The sequence below is a fragment of the Vibrio metschnikovii CIP 69.14 genome (assembly GCF_000176155.1).
GTDB lineage: Bacteria > Pseudomonadota > Gammaproteobacteria > Enterobacterales > Vibrionaceae > Vibrio > Vibrio metschnikovii.
The window spans coordinates 1,041,409-1,063,950 of the sequence record NZ_ACZO01000006.1 but is presented as its reverse complement, the minus strand read 5'-3'; the positions used below and the strand labels follow the sequence as shown (position 1 = coordinate 1,063,950).

23 protein-coding genes and 1 other annotated feature are annotated in these 22,542 nt (G+C 45.4%); of the genes, 8 read left to right on the top strand and 15 right to left on the bottom strand.

The genetic code is table 11. The annotated features are described in order from the left end of the window. Positions 1-11: 11 nt before the first annotated feature. Positions 12-959 carry a tRNA dihydrouridine(16) synthase DusC gene (gene dusC / locus VIB_RS08220; RefSeq protein ID WP_040904385.1) on the bottom strand — a complete coding sequence of 316 codons (948 nt, stop codon included), beginning with the start codon at positions 957-959 and terminating at the stop codon, positions 12-14. Positions 960-1,139: 180 nt separating this feature from the next. On the opposite strand from dusC, the gene VIB_RS08215 reads away from it, so the two are divergent. The 4 genes from VIB_RS08215 to serS all read left to right on the top strand — a co-directional run bounded on the left by VIB_RS08215 (position 1,140) and on the right by serS (position 5,316). Beyond that, entirely contained in the window at positions 1,140-1,760 is a 621-nt protein-coding gene (locus VIB_RS08215) for an SEC-C metal-binding domain-containing protein (RefSeq protein WP_004395485.1), read from the top strand. A 182-nt stretch (positions 1,761-1,942) separates the two neighbouring features. Further along, entirely contained in the window at positions 1,943-2,536 is a 594-nt protein-coding gene (gene lolA / locus VIB_RS08210; protein WP_004395484.1) for an outer membrane lipoprotein periplasmic chaperone LolA, read from the top strand. 21 nt (positions 2,537-2,557) lie between these two features. Next, the gene (locus VIB_RS08205) at positions 2,558-3,907 is read left to right on the top strand and encodes a replication-associated recombination protein A (protein ID WP_004395483.1); all 1,350 of its coding nucleotides are present in this window, start codon (positions 2,558-2,560) and stop codon (positions 3,905-3,907) included. 101 nt (positions 3,908-4,008) lie between these two features. Next, positions 4,009-5,316: a serine--tRNA ligase gene (serS, locus tag VIB_RS08200; RefSeq protein ID WP_004395482.1), complete on the top strand. Its 1,308-nt coding sequence runs from the start codon at positions 4,009-4,011 to the stop codon at positions 5,314-5,316. A 100-nt stretch (positions 5,317-5,416) separates the two neighbouring features. Here serS and bioA read toward each other — a convergent pair whose 3' ends face one another. Beyond that, positions 5,417-6,700: an adenosylmethionine--8-amino-7-oxononanoate transaminase gene (gene bioA / locus VIB_RS08195; protein ID WP_004395481.1), complete on the bottom strand. Its 1,284-nt coding sequence runs from the start codon at positions 6,698-6,700 to the stop codon at positions 5,417-5,419. Between the two features lie 265 nt (positions 6,701-6,965). Continuing rightward, a complete protein-coding gene (locus VIB_RS08190) occupies positions 6,966-7,556 on the bottom strand; it encodes an outer membrane beta-barrel protein (RefSeq protein ID WP_244262427.1) in 591 nt (196 codons plus the stop codon). A gap of 435 nt (positions 7,557-7,991) precedes the next feature. Here VIB_RS08190 and bioB point away from each other — a divergent pair, with 435 nt between their 5' ends. From bioB to bioD, 4 genes are read left to right on the top strand one after another with little or no spacing between them, the layout of a single operon-like run. After that, positions 7,992-9,044, top strand: a complete 1,053-nt coding sequence (gene bioB, locus VIB_RS08185) for a biotin synthase BioB (protein WP_004395479.1) — start codon at positions 7,992-7,994, stop codon at positions 9,042-9,044. Then, positions 9,031-10,188: an 8-amino-7-oxononanoate synthase gene (gene bioF, locus VIB_RS08180; protein ID WP_004395478.1), complete on the top strand. Its 1,158-nt coding sequence runs from the start codon at positions 9,031-9,033 to the stop codon at positions 10,186-10,188. The genes bioB and bioF overlap by 14 nt, the downstream gene beginning before the upstream one ends. Continuing rightward, positions 10,185-10,991: a malonyl-ACP O-methyltransferase BioC gene (gene bioC, locus VIB_RS08175; protein WP_004395477.1), complete on the top strand. Its 807-nt coding sequence runs from the start codon at positions 10,185-10,187 to the stop codon at positions 10,989-10,991. Before bioF ends, bioC begins: the two co-directional genes overlap by 4 nt. Then, complete coding sequence (bioD, locus tag VIB_RS08170) at positions 10,988-11,692, top strand: dethiobiotin synthase (protein WP_004395476.1); 705 nt, start codon at positions 10,988-10,990, stop codon at positions 11,690-11,692. The genes bioC and bioD overlap by 4 nt, the downstream gene beginning before the upstream one ends. A gap of 90 nt (positions 11,693-11,782) precedes the next feature. On the opposite strand, the gene VIB_RS08165 is transcribed toward bioD, so the two are convergent. The 12 genes from VIB_RS08165 to trpL2 all read right to left on the bottom strand — a co-directional run bounded on the left by VIB_RS08165 (position 11,783) and on the right by trpL2 (position 22,498). Continuing rightward, the gene (locus VIB_RS08165; RefSeq protein ID WP_040904382.1) at positions 11,783-12,172 is read right to left on the bottom strand and encodes a GspS/AspS pilotin family protein; all 390 of its coding nucleotides are present in this window, start codon (positions 12,170-12,172) and stop codon (positions 11,783-11,785) included. A gap of 2 nt (positions 12,173-12,174) precedes the next feature. Next, positions 12,175-12,471 (bottom strand): YciI family protein, encoded by a 297-nt coding sequence (locus tag VIB_RS08160; protein WP_004395473.1) that lies wholly within the window; start codon positions 12,469-12,471, stop codon positions 12,175-12,177. 148 nt (positions 12,472-12,619) lie between these two features. Further along, entirely contained in the window at positions 12,620-13,024 is a 405-nt protein-coding gene (gene yciA / locus VIB_RS08155; RefSeq protein ID WP_040904380.1) for an acyl-CoA thioester hydrolase YciA, read from the bottom strand. 119 nt (positions 13,025-13,143) lie between these two features. After that, positions 13,144-13,689, bottom strand: a complete 546-nt coding sequence (locus VIB_RS08150) for a septation protein A (protein ID WP_004395470.1) — start codon at positions 13,687-13,689, stop codon at positions 13,144-13,146. 186 nt (positions 13,690-13,875) lie between these two features. After that, positions 13,876-15,075, bottom strand: coding sequence for a Na+/H+ antiporter NhaA (gene nhaA / locus VIB_RS08145; protein ID WP_004395469.1), 1,200 nt, complete (start codon positions 15,073-15,075; stop codon positions 13,876-13,878). A gap of 373 nt (positions 15,076-15,448) precedes the next feature. Then, on the bottom strand, positions 15,449-16,261 hold the full coding sequence (gene trpA / locus VIB_RS08140; RefSeq protein WP_004395468.1) for a tryptophan synthase subunit alpha: 813 nt from the start codon (positions 16,259-16,261) through the stop codon (positions 15,449-15,451). After that, positions 16,261-17,451, bottom strand: coding sequence for a tryptophan synthase subunit beta (gene trpB / locus VIB_RS08135; RefSeq protein WP_004395467.1), 1,191 nt, complete (start codon positions 17,449-17,451; stop codon positions 16,261-16,263). Before trpB ends, trpA begins: the two co-directional genes overlap by 1 nt. A 108-nt stretch (positions 17,452-17,559) precedes the next feature. Next, the gene (gene trpCF, locus VIB_RS08130; RefSeq protein ID WP_004395466.1) at positions 17,560-18,969 is read right to left on the bottom strand and encodes a bifunctional indole-3-glycerol-phosphate synthase TrpC/phosphoribosylanthranilate isomerase TrpF; all 1,410 of its coding nucleotides are present in this window, start codon (positions 18,967-18,969) and stop codon (positions 17,560-17,562) included. Positions 18,970-18,974: 5 nt separating this feature from the next. After that, positions 18,975-19,973 (bottom strand): anthranilate phosphoribosyltransferase, encoded by a 999-nt coding sequence (gene trpD, locus VIB_RS08125; RefSeq protein ID WP_004395465.1) that lies wholly within the window; start codon positions 19,971-19,973, stop codon positions 18,975-18,977. A gap of 53 nt (positions 19,974-20,026) precedes the next feature. Then, positions 20,027-20,608, bottom strand: a complete 582-nt coding sequence (locus VIB_RS08120) for an aminodeoxychorismate/anthranilate synthase component II (RefSeq protein ID WP_004395464.1) — start codon at positions 20,606-20,608, stop codon at positions 20,027-20,029. Positions 20,609-20,612: 4 nt separating this feature from the next. Next, positions 20,613-22,178 carry an anthranilate synthase component 1 gene (locus tag VIB_RS08115; RefSeq protein ID WP_004395463.1) on the bottom strand — a complete coding sequence of 522 codons (1,566 nt, stop codon included), beginning with the start codon at positions 22,176-22,178 and terminating at the stop codon, positions 20,613-20,615. A 161-nt stretch (positions 22,179-22,339) separates the two neighbouring features. After that, positions 22,340-22,441, bottom strand: a sequence feature (Trp leader region). Beyond that, positions 22,388-22,498, bottom strand: a complete 111-nt coding sequence (gene trpL2 / locus VIB_RS17280) for a tryptophan operon leader peptide (RefSeq protein WP_083797757.1) — start codon at positions 22,496-22,498, stop codon at positions 22,388-22,390. Its footprint overlaps the feature before it by 54 nt. Positions 22,499-22,542: the final 44 nt, after the last annotated feature.

The following is a 22,542-nucleotide window of genomic DNA, read 5'->3' as shown; positions in this document are numbered from 1 at the left end:
TTGGGAGCCGATTAGCGCAGTTGATCGCGATAGCGTTGAAAGTGGCTCACGATGGCGTTGACGTCAGTCAGCGTGCGTATCTCTCTAAATAGCTCTGCCGCTTCTGGATACGCTTGACGTAAATAAGAAAACCACTGCTTGACGCGGTTAGGATAGTAGCGACCTTTATCTCCGCGCACTTCATAGGCAGAGTACTCGAGTAATAATTCGACAACTTGATTCCAAGGCATTGGCGCATGGTTGTATTTGACTATATTGCCTAAGTTAGGAATATTCAGCGCGCCGCGGCAAACCATTAAAGAATCAACACCAGTCGTACTAATACAAGCTTGAGCATCGGCATAATTCCAAATTTCACCGTTGGCTATCAAAGGGATGGTGCTTTTTTGGCGGATCTGATCAATATAGTCCCACTGAATTTCACTGGCTTTGTAGCCACCCGCTTTGGTTCGCGCATGTACGGTCAGCTCATCGGCCCCTGCCTGAGTCACCGCATCGACAATGTCAAAACAGTCATTAGGATCTTCCCAGCCTAAGCGAATTTTAGCGCTGACAGGGATATGTTTCGGTACCGCGTCACGGCAGGCTTTAACCACCTGATAAATCAATTCAGGGTGTTGCAGCAGTGCCGCGCCGCCTTTGCTTTTATTGACCATTTTCGCGGGACAACCAAAATTGAGATCAACGCCATAGGCGCCTAATTCTGCGGCGCGCACGGCGTTTTCTGCCATCCATTGTGGCTCTTGGCCTAAAAGCTGGACTTTGATTGGGGTGCCGGATTGAGTGCGTGAAGCGTGTTTAAGCTCGGGACAAAGACGATAGAAAACATGATCCGGTAGGAGCAAATTGACCACGCGAACAAATTCGGTGACGCAAAAATCGTAATCATTGATTTCGGTGAGCATTTGACGCATCAAGTGGTCAAGAACGCCCTCCATTGGGCCTAAAATAACGCGCATAATAAAGAGTGGTACCGCCAATAGCAAAGACGCGAGATTGTAGTGGCAGATGGGCGATGAGTCATCCTCTTTTGTCGTCTTACGGATCGATTGTAGCAAGTGATACTCGGATCATGGCTGCAACTGACAACGGTTTACGTTTATACTGTGTCAATCTTAATTGACCGATACCGATAATTTATGAACTACCCATTGATAATGCTCCCTAAGCACTTCTGCTCTGTATCCCCCTTGTTTATCGAAGGCAGTATATTAGCGGCGAATTTTGCTACTCAGCCACTGGATCCTAAGCAGTGGTTAAGTGAGTTGTTTCCAGACAATGTCGATGAACTGGAACCTTTGGTTACCGCCCAGATCAATGCACAGTATCAGCAGCTTAAAGCCAATCAATTTGCGTTGTTAAGTCTTTTATCGCAACACGCAGAATCACGTGAAAAGGGGTTAACAGAGTTTGCTCAGGGGTTTATGAGTCTATGGCCGATGATCGAACCGCAATGGCAGACGAGCAGTCATTCCGATGGTTCATTACGCATGCTACAAGCGTTATTAACCACCTTAATGTTGGCGATTGATGAAGCGGGGACTCATCAGCAGATGCAAGCCGCGGGTTATCAATCATTGCCCTCGTTAGCGCATATGATTGAACAACTGGATTTAATGGTTCATGAGGTGGCGCTGGCCGCCGATGAAGCGATGCTTGGTGCTAAAGCCCAAACCATTAATCCTTATAAACAAGTTGGGCGTAACGACGCTTGTCCATGTTCGAGTGGTAAAAAATTCAAGCATTGCTGTGGCCAATAACCACACTTAGACGGCGTCATGTCAACCTTGTTTTCGACATGACGCGGTTTAACCACGAACTTTTTCTACCGAATGTTGACATATAAAACAAGGAAAGCCGTTATACCTTACCATTGAAGATATTGATGCGGTTAATCATCACGGATTTATCCTTAAGTCAGGTTGTCAGGAGTAAAAATAAAATGAAAAAATGGATAGTGCTGCTGTTTTGTAGCTTTTCGGTATTGGCGAGTCCTAAAGAGACGCTGAGTCAGCGTTTAGCATTAACCGAAGGTTTTAGTGCCCAGTTTGATCAGCAAGTGCTGAGTCCAGAAGGGGAAACAGTCATGGAAGGTAAGGGCACCGTTGAAGTGGCTCGTCCGGGATTGTTTCGCTGGGAAACCTTTGAACCGGATGAAAATATCTTGGTCTCCGATGGACAAACACTGTGGTATTACAGCCCATTTATCGAACAAGTCTCAATTTATAATCAGCAACAAGCCACTGAGCAGACACCTTTTATATTACTGACTCGTAATCAAGCCAGTGATTGGAATGCGTACCAAGTCGAAGCTGAAGGCGATGTGTTTACCTTAACACCGATTACCTTTGAATCGAACCAAGGACGTTTTCAGATCGTGATTGATGCACAAGGGAAAGTGACTGGATTTACCGTCATCGAGCAAGATGGTCAGCAAAGTCGTTTTACCTTCCATGATGTCACTTTGCAAAAGCCGCCTATCAGCCGTTTTCAATTTGTCATCCCCGATGGGGTTGATGTTGATGATCAACGCTAATCACGGAATCAATGAGCGATCGTGAGTAATTACCGTTTAGATTTTTCAGGGGATGAAGATTTTCGTCCCCTTGCGGCACGTATGAGGCCACAAACCATTGAGCAATATATTGGCCAGCAGCACATTCTTGGCCAAGATAAACCACTGCGTCGTGCGTTACAGGCGGGGCATCTTCACTCAATGATTCTTTGGGGCCCGCCGGGAACTGGAAAAACGACGCTAGCTGAAGTCGCTGCCAATTACGCGAATGCTGAAGTAGAGCGTGTCTCAGCCGTCACGTCCGGCGTTAAAGAGATTCGTGCGGCTATCGATAGAGCGAGAGAAAATCAGCGCGTCGGGCGGAGGACGATTCTTTTTGTCGACGAGGTTCATCGCTTTAATAAATCACAGCAAGATGCTTTTTTACCGTATATTGAAGATGGAACGGTGACCTTTATAGGCGCGACAACAGAGAACCCGTCATTTGAGTTAAATAATGCTTTGTTATCTCGTGCACGGGTTTACAAACTTACCTCATTGAGTGTTGATGAGATTTTACAAACGCTGCAACAAGCGATTGATGACAAGCAAAAAGGGCTTGGCCAACATCCAGCTGATTTTCATGATAACGTTTTGCAGCGGCTCGCCGAGTTGGTTAATGGCGATGCACGAATGTCGCTCAATTATTTAGAACTGTTGTATGACATGGCAAGTCAAGATGCGCAAGGCCGTAAACAGATCACGCTCAGTTTATTGGCTGAAGTGGCGGGAGAAAAAGTCGCTCGTTTTGATAATAAAGGCGATATTTGGTACGACTTAATCTCGGCATTACACAAGTCGATTCGTGGTTCCAATGCCGATGCCGCTTTGTATTGGATGGCGAGAATGATCAGCGCAGGGTGCGACCCATTATATATTGCGCGTCGTTTACTCGCGATTGCTTCTGAAGATGTGGGTAATGCAGACCCAAGAGCAATGCAAGTCGCTCTCTCTGCTTGGGACTGTTTTACCCGTGTCGGTCCAGCTGAAGGTGAGCGCGCGATTGCTCAAGCGGTGGTTTATTTGGCCTGTGCTCCGAAAAGTAATGCAGTTTATACCGCTTGGAAACAGGCCCTGAATGATGCTCGTAACTTGCCAGAGTATGAGGTGCCAGCACATTTGCGTAATGCACCGACTCATTTAATGAAAGATCTCGGGTATGGTGCGGAATACCGTTATGCCCATGATGAGCCTGGGGCTTTTGCCGCTGGTGAGCGTTACTTGCCTCCAGAAATGGTTGGAAAACGCTACTACTTTCCAACCAATCGAGGATTAGAAACTAAGATTGCGGAAAAACTCCAGTATCTAGCCGATTTAGACGCAAAAAGCCCACAAAAGCGCTATGAAAAGTAGTGGCTTTTGGTTATCTTTGGCTGAGTAAATTCAATACGTGTGATGTTGTTCAAAAAAACAACGTCCATGTTTCTTCACAACATTAAAGCATAGGATTAGCAATGCTGGATTCTAAATTACTTCGCACAGAGCTGGATGAAACAGCTGCAAAATTAGCACGTCGTGGCTTTACGCTCGACGTCGACACCATTCGCACCCTTGAAGAGCAACGTAAGTCGATTCAAGTCGAAGTTGAAAATTTACAATCCACGCGTAACTCCATTTCCAAGCAAATTGGCCAACTGATGTCGCAAGGCGATAAAGCGGGCGCGGAAGCGATTAAGCAGCAAATTGGTACTCTCGGTGAGGATCTCGACAGCAAGAAAGTTGAGTTAGACAAAATCCAAGCGGAACTAGAAGCGATCACGCAAACCGTGCCTAATATTCCTGATAGTTCAGTGCCCGATGGTAAAGATGAAGACGACAACGTGGAAGTGTCACGCTGGGGTACACCGAAAGAGTATGATTTTGAAGTGAAAGATCATGTCGACTTAGGTGAAATGAGCGGCGGTTTAGACTTTGCGAGTGCAACCAAAATTACTGGCGCTCGTTTTGTGATCATGAAAGGCCAGTTTGCTCGTTTGCATCGTGCCATTGCCCAATTTATGCTTGATTTGCACACCGAACAACATGGTTATACTGAGCTATACGTTCCTTACTTAGTCAACCAAGAGACGTTATTTGGTACTGGTCAGCTACCTAAATTCGGTAAAGATCTGTTCCACACCGAGCCATTGACGGAAAAAGCCAGCGATGAAGATCCACGTCGTTTTTCTTTGATCCCAACGGCCGAAGTTCCAGTGACCAACTTGGTACGTGATGTGATTTTGGATGAGGCAGAGTTGCCACTGAAAATGACCGCTCACACACCATGTTTCCGCTCTGAAGCCGGATCTTATGGACGCGATACGCGTGGTTTGATCCGCATGCACCAATTTGACAAAGTTGAGCTGGTGCAGATCACTAAGCCAGAAGATTCGATGGCGGCGTTAGAAGAGTTGACCGCTCATGCAGAAAAAGTGCTGCAACTGTTAAATCTTCCTTACCGTAAAGTGGTGCTATGTACCGGTGATATGGGCTTCGGTGCTTGTAAAACTTACGACTTAGAAGTGTGGGTACCCGCGCAAAAAACCTATCGTGAGATTTCATCATGCTCAAACATGTGGGATTTCCAAGCTCGCCGTATGCAAGCTCGCTTCCGTCGTAAAGCAGAAAAGCGCCCTGAACTCGTACACACGCTGAATGGTTCTGGTCTAGCGGTTGGCCGTACCATGGTAGCGATTTTGGAAAACTACCAGCAAGCGGATGGCCGTATTGAAATCCCAGCGGTATTACAAAAATACATGGGTGGTTTAACCCACATCGGTTAATTTCTGCCTTATTGTTACTCAAAACCGACGCTCAGTGCGTCGGTTTTTTGTTGGATGCTAAGCTGCGCGCTATCGATTTAAAACGAGTTTTCGTTTATTGCTAGCTTATTTGGAAACAGGCGTCATTTTGCACAGCCGTCTCTACCGCATCTAATAGGCTATCAATATGTTTACTGTCACTGATATAAGGTGGCATGAGATAAATCAAGCGGCCAAAAGGCCGGATCCATACGCCAAGCTCGACAAACAGTGCTTGAATCACGCTCATATTGACTGGATGGTGGGTTTCTATGACGCCAATGGCGCCAAGCCAGCGCACGTCTTTTACGTGTCGGTAGGTGGTAAAATCGGGTAAACGTTTGGTAAATTGGCTTTCAATATTAGCCACTTGTGTTTGCCAATCTCCTTTGGCAATCAGTGCCAGACTCGCGGAAGCGACAGCACAAGCTAAAGGATTACCCATAAAGGTTGGTCCGTGCATAAAGCACCCAGCTTCACCACTACAAACCGTATCAGCGACTAGCTTGCTGGTTAATGTTGCCGCAAGGGTCATATAACCGCCGGTTAAGGCTTTACCAAGGCACAGAATATCTGGCTGTATATCGGCATGCTGACAAGCAAACAATTTCCCCGTTCGACCAAAACCGGTAGCAATTTCATCAACAATTAACAGCACGTTATAGTGATCACAAAGTCGGCGTACTTCACGCAGAAATTGTGGATGATAGATGCGCATACCCCCAGCCCCCTGGACTATCGGCTCAAGGATCACCGCGGCAATCTGTTGATGATGGCGCGCGATCTTGCTGCGAAAATCGTCAATATCAGACTCTTGCCAACGATCATAAAAACCAGTTTTTGGTGAATCAGCGAAAATGTGCTCAGGTAAAAAGCCTTTATATAGGCTATGCATTGAGTTATCCGGATCAGTCACTGACATTGCAGCGAAAGTATCACCATGATAGCCATGACGTAAGGTAAGAAATTTAGCGCGTTGTTCACCTTTGGCGTGCCAATACTGTAGCGCCATTTTCAGGCTAACCTCCACCGCGACTGAGCCGGAATCGGCGAGAAACACTTGCTGCAAATTATCAGGTGTTAATGCTAATAGCTGTTTACAGAGATCAATCGCGGGTTGATGGGTTAAGCCCCCAAACATGATATGGGACATTTTATCCACTTGCTGATGCGCCGCTTGATTTAAAGCTGGATGATTATAACCATGGATTGCCGCCCACCAAGACGACATGCCATCAACCAATGTTTTGCCATCTTCTAAGTAGAGAGTGACGCCTTGTGCATGAGTGACGGGATAACAAGTTAACGGGTTAATGGTTGACGTATAAGGGTGCCAGATATGTTGGCGATCAAAAGCTAAATCCATGAAAAGTCCATACTTAAGTGAGAGCTTAAAGTCATCTGTTGTAAACTCAATGAGTTTTAAAATGTTGACAGTCTAGCTTGGGGCAATTACAAATCCAAGCACAAGCTTGTCAGATGGGTAAACAAAAAAGGATAGATCAGCGTAATGACTAGGTGATGTGGCGGGAGTGGGAATATGCAGTCTTAGCGAACTGTAGTGATAAGAGGTGAGCCAATCCAGCTCCCTCTAGTCTATTGATATAATGCTATTTACACTTTAATAAAAATTAGAATAAATAAGCAAGGTGAACATCAAAGCCGCTACCATCAATGTCTTTATGGAGGAGCGGTGTTGAATATTCAATATTGGTGTACTTTACACCAATGGCAAAATGGTTTTTTGACATTTTGGCTGGAGCAAATGCGTATTCATATTGAGCGACAAAACCAGTAGCATCATCAAACTCAACATCCCCACTGCATATGCCTTTCACCTTACATTCAAATTTGACATTCTTCTGATGAGTAATGCCTGCTCCAATTTTATGATTATTAAAGCCTTTGAATACGATTAACTCTAGTGGTACTCGACTGAAACTAACGTCACCATTGGTTGCGGAAATAGAGTCGAATTTATAACCTACCGTGCCGCGAACGGTAATATTTTGGGCGAGATTGATATCAATACCACCAAAAATAGAGATCCCTTCATTACTTTTAACGTCATCAGTTTTGCCATTGGTGTAAAGACCTTCGAAAATCTTCTCACCACCAAACCCATAACCGACACCTGCAACGCCACTGATGATATTTGCATTGGCGCAAGATGAACCTAGTAATAATATCAAAGCTAATTTAGGTAAGCCTAATTTATTCACGATAATTCCTTTCTTATTATTTATTACTAATACTTTATTTAATACTGCATATCCAACCAACTTGGACGCGCGTGAATATATCACAGAAACAAATAGAAACAATTGGTTTCATTAGATTTTATTTTTAAAAATAGAAACTTCGCCCTAGATGATTTTTAATCAATATGGAAGAGTTGAATAAATTTTGATGATTGATAGTTTACTTATAAATTTATAAATAAAAATTTCTACATTTAAACATAAAATTATATTTGACTTGAAGTTTATCTGCTTAATTAAGCGTTCTCATACTCATGACATCAGCATTTATTTGCATGGTTATTATTTGAGCTTGTGTAAACCATTTTAATTCTATTTATGTTGACAGCTGGTGTCGCTTCAGTAGACTACGGCGCATAAATGTCACCAAGCAAGGCACATTGCTAAGGATTACTCGTGGAAGTACGTCACAACTGGACAAGGGCGGAGGTTACTGCGCTGCTTGATCAACCATTTATGGATTTGTTATTTACTGCGCAGCAAGTTCATCGTCAGTTTCACCCCCACAATCATGTTCAAGTCAGTACCTTATTATCGATCAAAACTGGGGCTTGTCCGGAAGATTGCAAATATTGTCCACAAAGTGCTCATTATCGGACTGATGTTGATAAAGAGCGACTTATGGAAGTAGAGCGTGTTTTAGACGCGGCGGAAAAAGCCAAGCAATCGGGATCGACGCGATTTTGCATGGGAGCAGCATGGAAAAACCCCAAAGCGCGCGATATGCCGTTGTTGAAAGCGATGATTGCTGGTGTCAAAGAAAAAGGGCTAGAAACCTGTATGACGTTAGGCATGCTTAGTGCAGAGCAAGCGTATGAGCTAGCGCAAGCGGGATTAGATTATTACAACCATAACCTTGATACCTCTCCTGAATTTTATGGCAATATTATTACCACGCGAACCTATCAAGACCGTTTAGATACCCTGTCTCATGTCCGTGATTCAGGAATGAAAATTTGTTCTGGCGGGATCATCGGCATGGGAGAAAGTGTTGATGATCGTGCTGGCCTGCTCGTTGAGTTGGCCAACCTACCGACTCAACCTGAAAGTGTGCCGATTAATATGCTGGTTAAAGTTCAAGGAACACCACTCGCGAGTGCAGAAGAGGTTGAGCCTTTTGATTTTATAAGGTTAATTGCGGTTGCACGGATCATGATGCCAAAATCTGCGGTGCGTTTATCCGCAGGGAGAGAGAAGATGAACGAACAGATGCAGGCACTGTGTTTTATGGCTGGTGCCAACTCAATCTTCTATGGTTGCAAATTATTAACTACGCCAAATCCTGCTGAAGACAGTGATCTGCAGCTGTTTAATAAGTTAGGTATTAATCGTCAACAAGCGATTCAAAAACCAGATCAAGTGACAGAAAACGATCTGCTCGATCAAGTGATTGAACGTGTTGCATCAAGACCAAGTAATACGGATCTGTTTTACGATGCTAGCCTTTGAGCAACGGATTGAGTATGCGCTGAATGAGCGAAACCAACGAGGCTTAACCCGCCAATTGTCAGCAGTTCAAACAACAGATTCAGCGCAATTAGTTCACGCAGGGCGAAAGTATGATCATTTTGCGAGTAATGATTATTTAGGATTAGCGAGAGACCGCTCATTAGTTGAAGCGTGGCAGCAAGGCTTAGCTCACTTTGGTGCTGGCAGCGGCGCTTCACTATTAGTGAGTGGTTTTTCACCCGCGCATCAGCGGCTTGAAGCCTTGCTTTGCGAGTGGTTAGGGTATCCTCGAGCTATTTTATTTAGCTCTGGCTTTAGCGCCAATCAAGCCCTGTTGTTCACCTTGTTAGAGGAGGGGGACCTGCTCTTACAAGATAAGCTTAATCATGCCTCGTTGATTGAAGCTGGTCTATTATCTTCAGCTCAATTACGGCGCTTTCAGCACAATAATCTTGAACACCTTAAGCAATTGTTAACCGCCCATTCATCCCAGCACGCGTTGGTAGTCACTGAGGGGGTATTCAGTATGGATGGTGATAGAGCGCCTTTATCATCAATCCAGCAGCAGGTTGATCAACGAGCATGGCTGATGGTTGATGATGCCCATGGTATTGGTGTTTTGGGGGAGCAAGGGCGAGGAAGCTGCGCGCAAGCAGGAATTCACCCCGATATTTTGGTCGTCACCTTTGGTAAAGCGCTTGGTTTATCGGGAGCAGCAATCTTATGTAGTGAGGCTTTGGGAGATTATTTAACTCAATTTGCTCGTCATCATGTCTATTCAACGGCGATGCCGCCAGCACAAGCTTATGCTCTCTGCCATTCTATCCAAATGGTGCAACAACAATCGTGGCGCAGAGAGAAGTTGCAAGAACTTTCTATGGTCTATGACCAAATGCTTACTGGTGTGCCTGGCTTTGTTTCCACTTCAACTCCCATCAAACCATTTATCCTTGGAACCAACCAGCGTGTCATCACTATTGCTGACCGACTGCGTGATGGTGGCATTTGGGTAGGTGCAATTCGCCCCCCCACGGTCCCGACCAATCAAGCAAGACTGCGAATTACGTTAACGGCCAATCACACCAATCAACAAGTCACAAAGCTGGCTGACGCTTTAATGATGGCGATGGAGGGGCAATTATGAACCTCGCGGTTGGGGTAGAGCACGCTGAGCAAGGGGCAACGAAAAAAGCCATTGCTCAAGCCTTCAGCAAAGCGGCATCTCGTTACGATCAACATGCGGCTTTTCAACGTGATGTCGGGCAACGGTTATTGGACACTTTGCCCAAACAACTGGTGGATTGGCAGGTACTGGATTTGGGATGTGGTACGGGTTATTTCGCTCAGCAACTGCGATCACGGGGTGCGACCGTCGTCTGTGCGGATCTTTCATCAGCAATGTTGTATCAGGCTAAACAGCGTTGTGGTCATTATCGAATGCATTATGTCCAACTTGACGCTGAAGCTCTCCCTTTCAAAGCTGCGCACTTTGATCTGGTGTTTTCGAGTTTAGCCTTGCAGTGGTGTGAGGATTTAGTCGTTCCGCTGCAAGAAATTCATCGCATTCTCAAACCTCAAGGACAAGCAAGATTTTCCACTTTATTGTTTGGATCATTAACCGAGTTAGCACAAGCGTGGCAGAAGGTTGATGTACATCAACACGTTAAACGCTTTGCGGATGTGAATAAGATAAACCTTGCGTTAGCGCAATCTGACTTTGCGCAATATCACTTAGACTTACCCGCAATAACCGTGTGGTATGAGAGCGCTTATCAATTAATGCGTGATCTGAAAGGTATTGGGGCCACCCATATCCATGGCCGATCTCAAGGGCTAACGGGCCGCCACACTCTTGCTCAGGTAGAGCAGGCCTATCAGCAGTTTGCTGGTCAGCAAGGCCTCCTACCTGCAACGTATCAAGTTTGTTTAGGGGTGTTACATCGATGATTAACGCAATATTTATTGCCGGTACGGATACCGATGTGGGTAAGACCGTGGCTTCAAAAGCGATTTTGCAGGCATTGGCCGCTCGTGGCTTTTCTACTATAGGTTATAAACCAGTAGCGGCTGGATGTGAGCAAACGGCAGAAGGAATGCGTAACGGCGACGCTTTACATTTGTTGCAAGTAGCAACCGTCAAAATGCCGTATGAAGATATTAATCCGTATCCGTTAGCCTTGCCGGCTTCGCCTCATATTGCCGCCAAACATGAGCAGGTAAATATAGATACTAGTGTGCTGAGTGAAAAACTCGCGAAGTTACAATCTCATGCTGATGTTGTATTGGTTGAAGGCGCAGGTGGTTGGCGAGTACCAATATCGGATAGTGAGGGTTTATCTCGCTGGGTGCAGCAAGAACAATTAGCAGTGATTTTAGTTGTTGGTATTAAACTGGGTTGTTTAAGCCATGCTTTACTAACGGCAGAAAGCATTCATGCTGATGGATTAAAGATTGTTGGCTGGGTGGCGAATCGAGTCAATCCTGGAACCGAGCACTATGCAGATATTATTCAATTACTAGAACATCGGATTGATGCGCCAAAGTTAGGTGAGATTCCCTACATGCCAAGTATTAAGTGCCGAGATTTGGGTAAGTATATTGATTTATCCCCATTATTGATTGAGCAGCAAGAAGCGCTGACTTGTTAGAGAAACAAGGTCTACCGGAATGGTTAGACCTTGTTCATTTGAGTTTGCCCGCGACTGAATTCTCATCGATAGGAAAGCCGAATTTAGCGCTTATTTGCAGCTGCTTTTCGTCATCGATTGGTCAACCATGGTTTGTCCTCGTGGGTTGCGTACCAAGAAACGATAACTAATGCCGACATCAAGATTGGCACGAATATCAGGTGTCGAGCAAAAACGTTGTAAACTGGATTGCATCACTTGATTAATTGGGGTTGCACCTTGTTGGTCGTTGTTATAAATCATCATCATTTCAATCATTGTCCCCTTGGCGCTGGCACGCATGATAGTTAAAGGGCCTTGTTCAATCGGGAGTTCAGCGTTTAATACGCTGGCGCGATTAGCGGCAAGCAGTTCTAGGTGTTTTTGTTGATCGGCGGTTGAACTACAGCCAGCCAATAATAGCATCGTCAGTCCTACGCAGGACAATAGTAACTTATTCATAATTAAAACACTTTTTTGAATGGTTTGACGATCACCTGGGCATAAACGCCAGCCGTGACATAAGGGTCGTTGTCAGCCCATTGCTGGGCGGCTTGTAGAGATTCAAATTCAGCAATCACTGTTGAGCCAGTAAATCCAGCGTCACCTGGATTCTCTGCATCAATAGCAGGCATTGGTCCCGCAGTAAGCAAGCGACCTTCATCACGTAATGCTTGTAAGCGTGCTAAATGAGCAGGACGAACACTAAGGCGTTGTGTTAGAGAATTCGGTACATCCTGAGCAAAGATCACATACCACATATTGATATCCTTATTGGTGTTTAAAAGTAGATTATCTGTCTACCTATAACTTTCGGTTTAGTCAGTATGGTTGATGTTAATGTACTGAAAGTAAAGCGATTTTAAAATGCCTATTGACGATTAATATTATTAATCCTTCGTTATGTGATCAAGCGCCTCTCTGCTTTATCACTCGAGGCCGCCCATCTGCATCAATCGCGACATAATTAAACGTAGCTTCACACACTTGAAAGCGATCAAGTACCCCATCTTCCTTGATTGGCTTGACCCACACTTCAAGATTAATCGACATCGAGGTTCGGCCGATTTTGGTGCATTCACCATAACAGCACACCACATCACCGACTTTGACTGGTTTTTTAAAGGTAATACTAGAAACAGAGACAGTAACAATACGTCCGCTGGAAATTTCTTTAGCGAGAATACCACCAGCGAGATCGAGTTGCGACATAATCCAGCCACCAAAGATATCACCATTGGCATTGGTATCGGCTGGCATCGCTAACGTTCTCAATAATAGTTGGCCTTTAGGAGAGTGTGCATCCTGATTCATTTTCGACATCCACAATAAACAAAACAGCGACCCACAAGGGTCGCTGAAAAAAGAACTGAGATTATACCCTTAAAATAGGATTAAGCTCAAAAGTGTTATGAGTATCGGGCTGACTCCCGTTACTGTTCCGTGTTTTTTTGCTCTTTTGGCAGGTGTTTATAGATATAAAATCCGGTCAGTAAAGTATAGATAAACGTTGCGGCAAGTAAGCCAAATACCTTGAAATTAACCCATACTTCTAACGAGAGCTGAAAGGCAATGTAAGTATTGAGAAGCGCACAGACAGCAAAAAACATCACCCATGCCCAAGTGATTTTGGCCCAAATATCATTCGGTAGTGAAATTTCTTTGCCAAGCATACCTTTAATCGCCGATTTACCCAGTTTATGACTGACAGCAAGTCCGATAGCAAACACCAGATAGACAATGGTCACCTTCCATTTTATAAAGTTATCATTATGTAAGAAGATGGTCATGCCGCCAAAAATAGCCACAAGAGCAAAAGTGATCAGCTGAATCTTTTCGACTTTTTTGACTAAAAAGTAAGTGATCACCACTTGCAGTGCGGTTGTGGCGATCAGCGCGCCAGTCGCAATATAGATATCGTAAAGCTTAAATAGTACGAAGAAAATAATCAGCGGAATAAAGTCGAGCAGTTGTTTCATTATCAGATGAGGCCCAAAAGGAGACGATGGTGACAGTCTAGCGAAATAATCACTAAATCAAAACAGATAATCGCTCACCGTGGTGTTGGCTTACCCCAATCATATCGTTTATTTATATGATTGGGGATTCACTTCGTTACTGCCTAATTATAATTCAACGTTGTTTGAGTATAGAAGCAACCATGATTATTTAATTCGGCTTTGTTGCAACTCACTTACTCTGGCTTGGCTAGAGACAATGTGTGGCGTTGATACTGGAAGCGCCTTGATTAACATAGAAAACCCCAAGATGGCTGAAGCGGTCGAGCCCATCAAAATCCCGATTTTGGCGTAATCGACCATCACACTTTGCTCAGCGGTAAACGCGAGAGTGGAAATGAAAATAGACATAGTAAAACCAATCCCACACAGTACCGCTACCGATAGAATCATGCGTAGGTTGACAGTAGGGGGCAGTTGAGCGACGCCAAGCTTAATCGCTAACCAACTGAATAAGAAGACACCGATAGGTTTACCGACAAATAATCCTAGCGCAATACCGAGCGGTAAGTGAGCATTACTACTGACGATATTAATCGACGAAAACGTGACGCCAGAGTTAGCAAAGGCAAACAGCGGTAAGATTAAAAACGCGACATAAGAGTTCAATAAATGCTCAACCCGTTTCGCCGGGCTCTTTCCTGCTCGGCAAGTCAGTGGAATTAAGAAACCAGCGATAACGCCTGCGAGCGTAGCGTGAATTCCTGAGTGGTAGACGGTAAACCAAAGTACAAGGAATAATACAAAATACAGCGCGAGAGAGGAAAATTGCTTCTTGCCACAAAAGAATAAAAACAAACTGATGGTCAAGACAAACAGCAGCATCATGCCTGAAGGCTCACTGTTATAGAATAGAGCAATAATAAAAATCACGCCTAAGTCATCAATAATGGCCAAAGCCAACAAGAAGACTTTCAATTCAACGGGCACTCGTTTACCGAGTAAGCTTAAAATCGCTAAAGCAAAAGCAATATCTGTCGCCGCTGGAGCTGCCCAGCCATTGATGGCAATCGGATCTTGATAATTAAAAAACAAGAAGATAGCGATAGGGAATAGCATGCCACCTAAGGCAGCCATCGCCGGTAACATGGCTTTTGAACGACTATTTAACGATCCCTCAATCAACTCACGTTTTACTTCTAAGCCAATCATTAAAAAGAATAAAGCCATTAAGCCATCATTGATCCAATGACTGACGCTGATCCCAAAAACATAAAAGTTTAAAAATTGTTGATAAGAGTGTTGTAGTGGTGAGTTAGCGATGGCAAGTGCGGTGATGGCGGCAAGCAGCAGTAATACACCGCTCGCAGGATCACTGGTGAGAAAATATTTAATCCTTTTATACATTGTCATTCTTCCATTGTTATTTTTTTAGTATTGCTATAGCCGATAGTTTCAATCTAGTCGTGTAATGAAACGTTAAGTCTTCTATCAACATTGGTCTTGGGCATTGTCAGAGTAAAAACTCAACATCTGAGCCTATGATAGTTGACTGTAAAAATATTCGTCTCGTTTATATCGATTAAATCTTGTTTAACAATCGGGATTTCCGAATTGGAGCGTAAATTGAAGGGTGAAAAGTGAATACTTGGAGTCAGTTCACATTTGTCACCAGAAGAGGAAGTGAGAGAAAAATAGACTGGGTTTGTAGATAAAAGGAAGCGAAAAAATAGGCGACCATAAGGCCGCCTCAGTGAAACGCTAAGTACTTAGCGGATAATTAGTTATCGCGTTGAGTAGCGTTTTTCATTGCCGAAATAAAAGTTTTCAGTTCATCCAGCATCACTTCGGGTTCGGCAAGATGTTGCTCGATAATTTTTACTACCGCCGAGCCAGAAATCGCCCCAGCAGCGCCAGCCTCAATGGCCTGTTTGACTTGTTCTGGCTCTGAAATGCCAAAACCGAGTAACGCTGGAGGCGCTGAAAATTGGTTAAGGCGATCGAGTAAGGCGTGAACGGGCATATTGGCTTTGGTTTCTGCGCCCGTTACCCCTGAGCGAGATAAAAGGTAGGTATAGCCGCTACCTAGCTCTGCAACCGATTGTAAGGTCTCATCACTGGCGGTAGGTGGTGCAATAAAAATTGGATGAATGGCGTATTTTTTCGCTGCGGTCACAAACTCAGCACTTTCATTGGTGGGGACGTCAGCGATTAACACTGAATCAACACCCGCTTGTTGGCAGCGTTGATAAAAATTATCGATGCCGCGAGCGTAGACCAAGTTGGCATACATTAATAAACCAATGGGTAAATCAGGATATTGTGCTCGAATGGTGCTGATCAGCTCAAAGCATTGATCGGGTGTGGTACCGGATGCTAACGCGCGAATATTCGCCCCTTGAATAGTCGGGCCATCCGCCAAGGGATCTGAAAATGGCATACCCAGCTCTAGTGCATCGGCTCCGGCTTCAACCAGGGTTTGCATAATACGTAGCGACTGCTGGGGGTTAGGGTCGCCAATGGTGACAAACGGAACAAAAGCGCCTTGGTTCTGTGCTGCCAAACGTTGGAATAAATGTTGATAACGATCCATTATAGTGCGCCTCGTTCTTCTAATAATTGATGGACGGTGAAGATATCTTTATCACCACGACCAGATAAATTGACGACCAGTAACTGCTCTTTATCGGGCTCGGCATACGCCATTTTTACCGCATAAGCGAGAGCGTGTGAGGATTCCAAAGCCGCGATGATGCCTTCATTACGCGCGATAGATTGAAACGCCTCTAGCGCCTCATCATCGGTAATGCTTTCATATTCTGCGCGGCCAATGGCATTAAGGTGCGCGTGCTGCGGGCCAACGGATGGAAAATCCAACCCAGCAGAAACCGAATAGGACTCTTCGACTTGGCCATACGAATCTTGCATCAGTGGCGCTTTCATACCAAAAAAGATCCCCGTTTTACCGTGTTTGAGTGGCGCGCCGTGTTGATGGGTATCAATGCCTTTTCCTGCTGGCTCAATACCAATCAAACGTACGTTAGGTTCATCAATAAAATCGGCGAACATACCAATCGCGTTAGAGCCGCCGCCGATACAGGCTAATACGGCATCAGGTAAGCGTCCTTCACGAGCCAAAATTTGCAGCTTAGTTTCTTCACCAATGATGCGTTGAAATTCACGGACTATGGTCGGGAAAGGGTGTGGGCCTGCCGCCGTACCGAGTAAATAGTGAGTCGTTTCATAAGTAGCAGACCAATCACGCAGCGCCTCATTACAGGCATCTTTTAAGGTTGCCGAACCAGAATGAACAGGGATAACTTCTGCGCCCATCAGTTTCATACGAAAGACGTTCGGGCTTTGGCGCTCAACGTCCTTAGCGCCCATGTAAACGCGACATTTCAGTCCAAGTAGCGCGCAAGCGAGCGCGGTGGCTACCCCGTGTTGCCCGGCGCCGGTTTCGGCGATGATTTCATGTTTGCCCATCCGTTTTGCTAGCAAGGCTTGGCCAAGAACTTGGTTGGTTTTGTGCGCGCCGCCGTGCAATAAATCTTCTCGTTTTAGATATAGCTTGGTTTTGGTGCCCTTAGTGAGATTGCGGGTTAGGGTTAGAGCGGTTGGGCGACCGGCATACTCTTGCAACAAGGTCATAAATTCAGCGCGAAAGTCAGGGTCTTCCTGCGCATCAATAAAGGCTTGTTCTAACTGATCCAGCGCAGGGACTAAAATTTGTGGTACATATTGACCACCGTATTCGCCAAAATAGGCATTAAGCTTTGCCATGATTCGTATCCTTTGTCTTGTCATTGGTTGCGCATGATTCTCTTGCTATTGGCGTCGTTTGCCACCCTAGTTGGTGGTTTGGACTATTGTGTATGCGCAAATCGGTGATTAATAATGCCTAATGGCACGAAATGCTAAATTCAGTTTCTGTTGATCTTTTTTACCAGGTTGACTTTCTACTCCTGAATTAAGATCTAATCCCAAACAGCCAAGGCTTGCCGCCTGCTGAGCGTTGTCTGGGCTTATTCCTCCAGCGAGCATCACGTTATTGACCTCATCGAGCAGTTGCCAGTTAAAAGCTTGTCCTGTGCCACCGGATTGAGCACCGACTTGGCTATCAAACAGATGACGATCAATATGGCGCTGCAGAGTTTTTGGCTTGCTATCACTGACGCCATAGGCTTTCCAGATCTCAATCTCATTGGCTAATTGCATTCTTAATTGATCAACGTAAGCTTGGTCTTCATTACCATGCAACTGAACCGCTTTGAGCGATAGCTGCTGCGCGATATCGACCACCTCTGGCAGTGGATGATTTTGAAATACCCCTACGTAGTGCAGAGGTGCGCCGCTCATGATGAGCCGTGCCTGTTCAATATCCACATAACGTGGTGACTTAGACACAAAAATTAACCCGCCAAAGACGGCTCCGGCTTGATAAGCTTTGGCGGCATCATCGGCATGGGTTAAGCCGCAGACTTTATTTTCACCGAGGATGATTTTGCGCGCCGCCAGTTCAAGATTTTGTTCGGCCATCAGTGAGCTGCCGATTAAAAAGCCACTGGCATAATGGGCGAGATCACGCACTTGTTGATGGTGATAGATCCCCGATTCTGAAATGATGATTGTCCCTTTGGGCAATAGGGGCGCTAATTGCTTAGTGCGATTGAGATCGGTGGAGAGATCGCGCAAGTTACGATTATTAATGCCGACCACTTTGGCTTCTAGGTTGATGGCGCGCGTTAATTCAGCGTGATCACTGACTTCGGTTAATACGCCCATACCCAGTTGGTGAGCAATTGCGGCTAAGTGCTGATACTGCTGATCATCGAGTACCGATAGCATTAATAAAATCGCATCAGCGCCATAATGACGAGCCAAATACACTTGATAAGGGTCAACCATAAAATCTTTACACAGGATTGGCTGACTCACTTGCCCCCGGATACGAGGGATAAACTCGACATTACCTTGGAAATATTTTTCATCGGTTAAGACGGAAATCACATCTGCGTATTGATGATAAACCGAGGCAATATAATCCAAATCAAAATCTTCGCGAATCAACCCTTTCGAAGGCGAGGCTTTTTTACATTCTAAAATAAAGCGCGTCTTCTCTGGGCTGAGGGCGTCATAAAATGAGCGATCGGCTGGTGTCAGCAAGGCTTGAAAACTCACCAGCGGTTGTTTGATTTTGCGCTGTTCAACCCAGAGGTACTTATCTTGCACGATTTTAGCTAATACTTCGGCCATCTGAGTATCTTGGATTGAAATATGTTCAGAGAGTTGCTCAGACATACGATTTAACCTCTTTGTGCTAATTGTTGAACCAGTTGAAACGCTTTACCCGAGTTCATCACGTCGATGGCTAACTGGGCGTTCGCTTTGAGATCGTCACGATCAAACAGGCGTAGCAGCAGTGCGACATTCACCGCAACCGCAGCCAGTTGAGCATCGCTACCTTTCCCCGTTAAAAGATGAGTAATAATGGCGCGATTTTCTGCCGGCTCACCCCCTTGAATAGCTGAAAGAGGGTATGAATCGAGGCCAAAATCTTCAGGGGTCAAGGTATATTGAATAATCTCACCATGGCGAATTTCTGCAACTAAAGTTTCGCCATGAATGGCAACCTCATCCAGACCGCTGCCATGTACTACGGCAGCACGTTGCAGCCCCATTTGTAACATGGTTTGGGCGATTGGCAATACTAGCTCAGGGCTGTAAACGCCCATCAGTTGAATCGATGGCCGAGCCGGATTAATCAAAGGCCCTAAGATATTGAAAATGGTGCGTGTTTTCAGAGTTTGACGAACGGGCATCGCATGGCGAACCCCTTTGTGATATTGAGGTGCAAATAAAAAAGCCACGCCTAACTCATCCATGGCTTGACGAGTTTGTTCGGCGCTCATCGCAAGGTTGATACCAAAAGAGTCCAACAGATCGGAAGAGCCCGATTTACTGGAAACGCCTCGATTACCGTGCTTGGCGACTTTCACGCCGCATGCAGCGGCGACAAAAGCGGCAGTGGTGGAAATATTAAAGGTGTTTGCACCATCGCCACCGGTGCCGACGATATCCGCAAAGTCATAGTCTGGACGTGGGAACGGTTCAGCGTTAGCAAGCAAAGCTTGCGCCGCGCCAGCGATTTCATCCGGTGTTTCGCCTTTCATTTTTAAGGCGGTTAATACTGCTGCCATTAAAATGGGATCAAGTTCACCACGAATGATGACATCAAATAGCTGCTGACTTTCCAGTTGCGAAAGTGACTGCTGGGCATACAGTTTATCGATGATGTGTTGCATAAAATATCCCTATCAATCTGTGTATAAAATTAGGCGGAGCATCGTGGTTGAGCTTATTCGCTCAGTGCCCAATCAATGGCATTGGCAAGCAATGTTGCGCCATAGGTGGTCATGATGGACTCAGGATGAAACTGAAAACCACAAATCTTGTCTTGTTCATGGACAACAGACATCACCAAACCGTCTACTTGTGCTGTGATGGTTAAACACTCAGGAACTTGAGTTGCGACCAGTGAGTGATAACGCGCAATCGCCATCGGTGAGGGCAACTGGGCATAAATCGCGTGATGCTGATGTTCCATCATTGACACTTTGCCATGTACGATGTCTCCGGCTCCAGCAACGGTGCCGCCATAGGCTTCAACGATGGCCTGATGACCAAGGCATATACCGATGATCGGCACTTTACCTTTTAAGCGTTGTAATAGTTCTGGCATACAACCTGCTGCGGAGGGAGCGCCGGGGCCCGGTGATAACACCAGCAAAGGATTATCTAGTTGCGTGATGGCGTGTTCAATGGTTTGCGCCGTAATGTGGTTACGATAAATGGTCACTTGATGACCTAATGTACGAAATTGATCGACCAAATTGTAGGTAAAGGAGTCAAAGTTATCGACAAACAAAATATTCGCCATGAGGTTACTCCTGATGCGCGGATTGAATCGCCGCGATCACGGCTTGGGCTTTACCGCGTGTTTCATCGGCTTCGGATTGCGGATCAGAGTCATAAACAACGCCAGCGCCCGCTTGTACTTGTGCGATGCCATTTTCCACATACGCTGAACGGATGACGATGCAGGTGTCTAAATCACCATCTCCGGTTAAATAGCCCACCGCACCGCCATAGCTGCCCCGCCGTGTTTTTTCTACTTCACGGATAATTTGCATGGCGCGGATCTTCGGTGCCCCCGTTAACGTGCCCATGTTCATACAAGCTTGGTAAGCGTGTAGGGCATCGAGATCATCACGCAACTGACCGACAACGCGAGAGACCAAATGCATTACATGGCTATAACGGTCAACTTTTAATAAATCAGCTACGTGACGGCTACCGGCTTGCGCAATGCGTGCCACATCATTTCTTGCCAGATCAACCAGCATCATGTGTTCGGCGTTTTCTTTTTTATCACCGCGCAATTCAAGCTCAATACGACTGTCTAAATCATGATCAAGGGATCCATCAGCGCGTTTACCGCGGCGGCGGGTACCGGCGATCGGATAAATCTCGACTTGATTGCTGTTTGTTGCGTATTTCAAGGCACTTTCTGGCGAAGCCCCAAACAGAGTGAAACGGGTGTCCTGCATATAAAACATGTATGGGCTTGGGTTGCTGTCTTTGAGTTTTTTATACGCGGCCAATGGAGACGGGCAAGGCAGCATAAAACGGCGAGAGGGGACAACTTGGAAAATATCGCCTTTCACGACCAAGGTTTTTAAATGCTTGACCGTTTCACAGAATACTGCATCAGAAAGATTGGTGGTCACGCTGAGATCAGCGACTTTTTGTGCTGTAGGCAGTGGCTTTGACTCTGCACTGAGGGTCGTAATGGTTTGTAAGCGAGCGGCTAACACTTGGCGTTGCTCTTGATTGGCGCTAAACAGCGTTGCTTGTAGGCGGCAGTGTGCGTTTTTATGGTCAATGACCATTAAAGTTTCAGCGACATAAAACACATAATCTGGACACTGGTCGATGGCCTCTGCGCCGCCTAAAGGTTCAAAATTAGCCACTAAGTCATAAGCAAATAAACCACCGAGAAAAATCGCATACTTATCTTGGTTGCTTAGATCAAAGCTGTGTTGCACTAAACGCAGCGCATCAAATGAACTGGCTTCTTGCAAGCGTGAATCTTCATCTAGTTGATCACTGAGTGGGGCGAAGTTCAGGGTTAACGTATCATTATCTAGCTGGTGGCTAATATCGGTAGCAATATTATGTTTAAGTAACTCAACCAACTGCTGGCCATTATCGGTGAGGGCATGAAAAGTGACGCTATGACCGACGCAAGTAATGCGCACCGCGGCATCAATCAGCAACAAGCTTTTGACGTCTTGTTTTGATTCAATATCCGCGGATTCCAGTAATAAACAGTCGGTTTTATCGGCACACAAGGCATGGAAGACACGCGTCGGATCCGGTGTATAAGGTAGCGTTGTGTGAAGAACCTCAAGCTGCCCTTGTTGTTTAATGTCAATAGCTTTGTTCATAAAGCTTCCTTGATGAATGGTTTTCTTCCTACTTTGCATACTCGCATAATCCTGTGTTTGACCCAATCGTCCTGTGATGTATTTCTAAGGTGTTATCCCTTTTTACTGAAAGTGGTCACTCCAAGTCGTTTAGGGATAATAAAAGTCAGCGATCTGAGTCAATAAAAAAGCCCGCTCAGTATCAGCGGGCTTTTAGTTGCGTATTCGATTTAGAAATACACCGTTGCCCACCAAGAACTTGTCCAAGTGCGCCACCAAGTTAGTTCAGCAGAAGCTGCACTAAAATTGTGATTATGGTTTTGGTTAAATTCTTGTAACATAGGAAGCCTTAATACGGTGCTTTTGTATTTTCGTACTAGTTAAC

What these genes read in the sequence shown, in the direction of transcription:
- trpL2 (WP_083797757.1), bottom strand. Translation starts at nt 22,498, where the DNA reads ATGTTACAAGAATTTAACCAAAACCATAATCACAATTTTAGTGCAGCT.
- serS (WP_004395482.1), top strand. Translation starts at nt 4,009, where the DNA reads ATGCTGGATTCTAAATTACTTCGCACAGAGCTGGATGAAACAGCTGCA.
- trpCF (WP_004395466.1), bottom strand. Translation starts at nt 18,969, where the DNA reads ATGTCTGAGCAACTCTCTGAACATATTTCAATCCAAGATACTCAGATG.
- bioC (WP_004395477.1), top strand. Translation starts at nt 10,185, where the DNA reads ATGAACCTCGCGGTTGGGGTAGAGCACGCTGAGCAAGGGGCAACGAAA.
- trpD (WP_004395465.1), bottom strand. Translation starts at nt 19,973, where the DNA reads ATGCAACACATCATCGATAAACTGTATGCCCAGCAGTCACTTTCGCAA.
- VIB_RS08215 (WP_004395485.1), top strand. Translation starts at nt 1,140, where the DNA reads ATGAACTACCCATTGATAATGCTCCCTAAGCACTTCTGCTCTGTATCC.
- lolA (WP_004395484.1), top strand. Translation starts at nt 1,943, where the DNA reads ATGAAAAAATGGATAGTGCTGCTGTTTTGTAGCTTTTCGGTATTGGCG.
- trpB (WP_004395467.1), bottom strand. Translation starts at nt 17,451, where the DNA reads ATGGCAAAGCTTAATGCCTATTTTGGCGAATACGGTGGTCAATATGTA.
- VIB_RS08115 (WP_004395463.1), bottom strand. Translation starts at nt 22,178, where the DNA reads ATGAACAAAGCTATTGACATTAAACAACAAGGGCAGCTTGAGGTTCTT.
- trpA (WP_004395468.1), bottom strand. Translation starts at nt 16,261, where the DNA reads ATGGATCGTTATCAACATTTATTCCAACGTTTGGCAGCACAGAACCAA.
- dusC (WP_040904385.1), bottom strand. Translation starts at nt 959, where the DNA reads ATGCGCGTTATTTTAGGCCCAATGGAGGGCGTTCTTGACCACTTGATG.
- VIB_RS08120 (WP_004395464.1), bottom strand. Translation starts at nt 20,608, where the DNA reads ATGGCGAATATTTTGTTTGTCGATAACTTTGACTCCTTTACCTACAAT.
- yciA (WP_040904380.1), bottom strand. Translation starts at nt 13,024, where the DNA reads ATGAATCAGGATGCACACTCTCCTAAAGGCCAACTATTATTGAGAACG.
- VIB_RS08150 (WP_004395470.1), bottom strand. Translation starts at nt 13,689, where the DNA reads ATGAAACAACTGCTCGACTTTATTCCGCTGATTATTTTCTTCGTACTA.
- bioD (WP_004395476.1), top strand. Translation starts at nt 10,988, where the DNA reads ATGATTAACGCAATATTTATTGCCGGTACGGATACCGATGTGGGTAAG.
- VIB_RS08165 (WP_040904382.1), bottom strand. Translation starts at nt 12,172, where the DNA reads ATGAATAAGTTACTATTGTCCTGCGTAGGACTGACGATGCTATTATTG.
- nhaA (WP_004395469.1), bottom strand. Translation starts at nt 15,075, where the DNA reads ATGTATAAAAGGATTAAATATTTTCTCACCAGTGATCCTGCGAGCGGT.
- VIB_RS08160 (WP_004395473.1), bottom strand. Translation starts at nt 12,471, where the DNA reads ATGTGGTATGTGATCTTTGCTCAGGATGTACCGAATTCTCTAACACAA.
- bioF (WP_004395478.1), top strand. Translation starts at nt 9,031, where the DNA reads ATGCTAGCCTTTGAGCAACGGATTGAGTATGCGCTGAATGAGCGAAAC.
- bioA (WP_004395481.1), bottom strand. Translation starts at nt 6,700, where the DNA reads ATGGATTTAGCTTTTGATCGCCAACATATCTGGCACCCTTATACGTCA.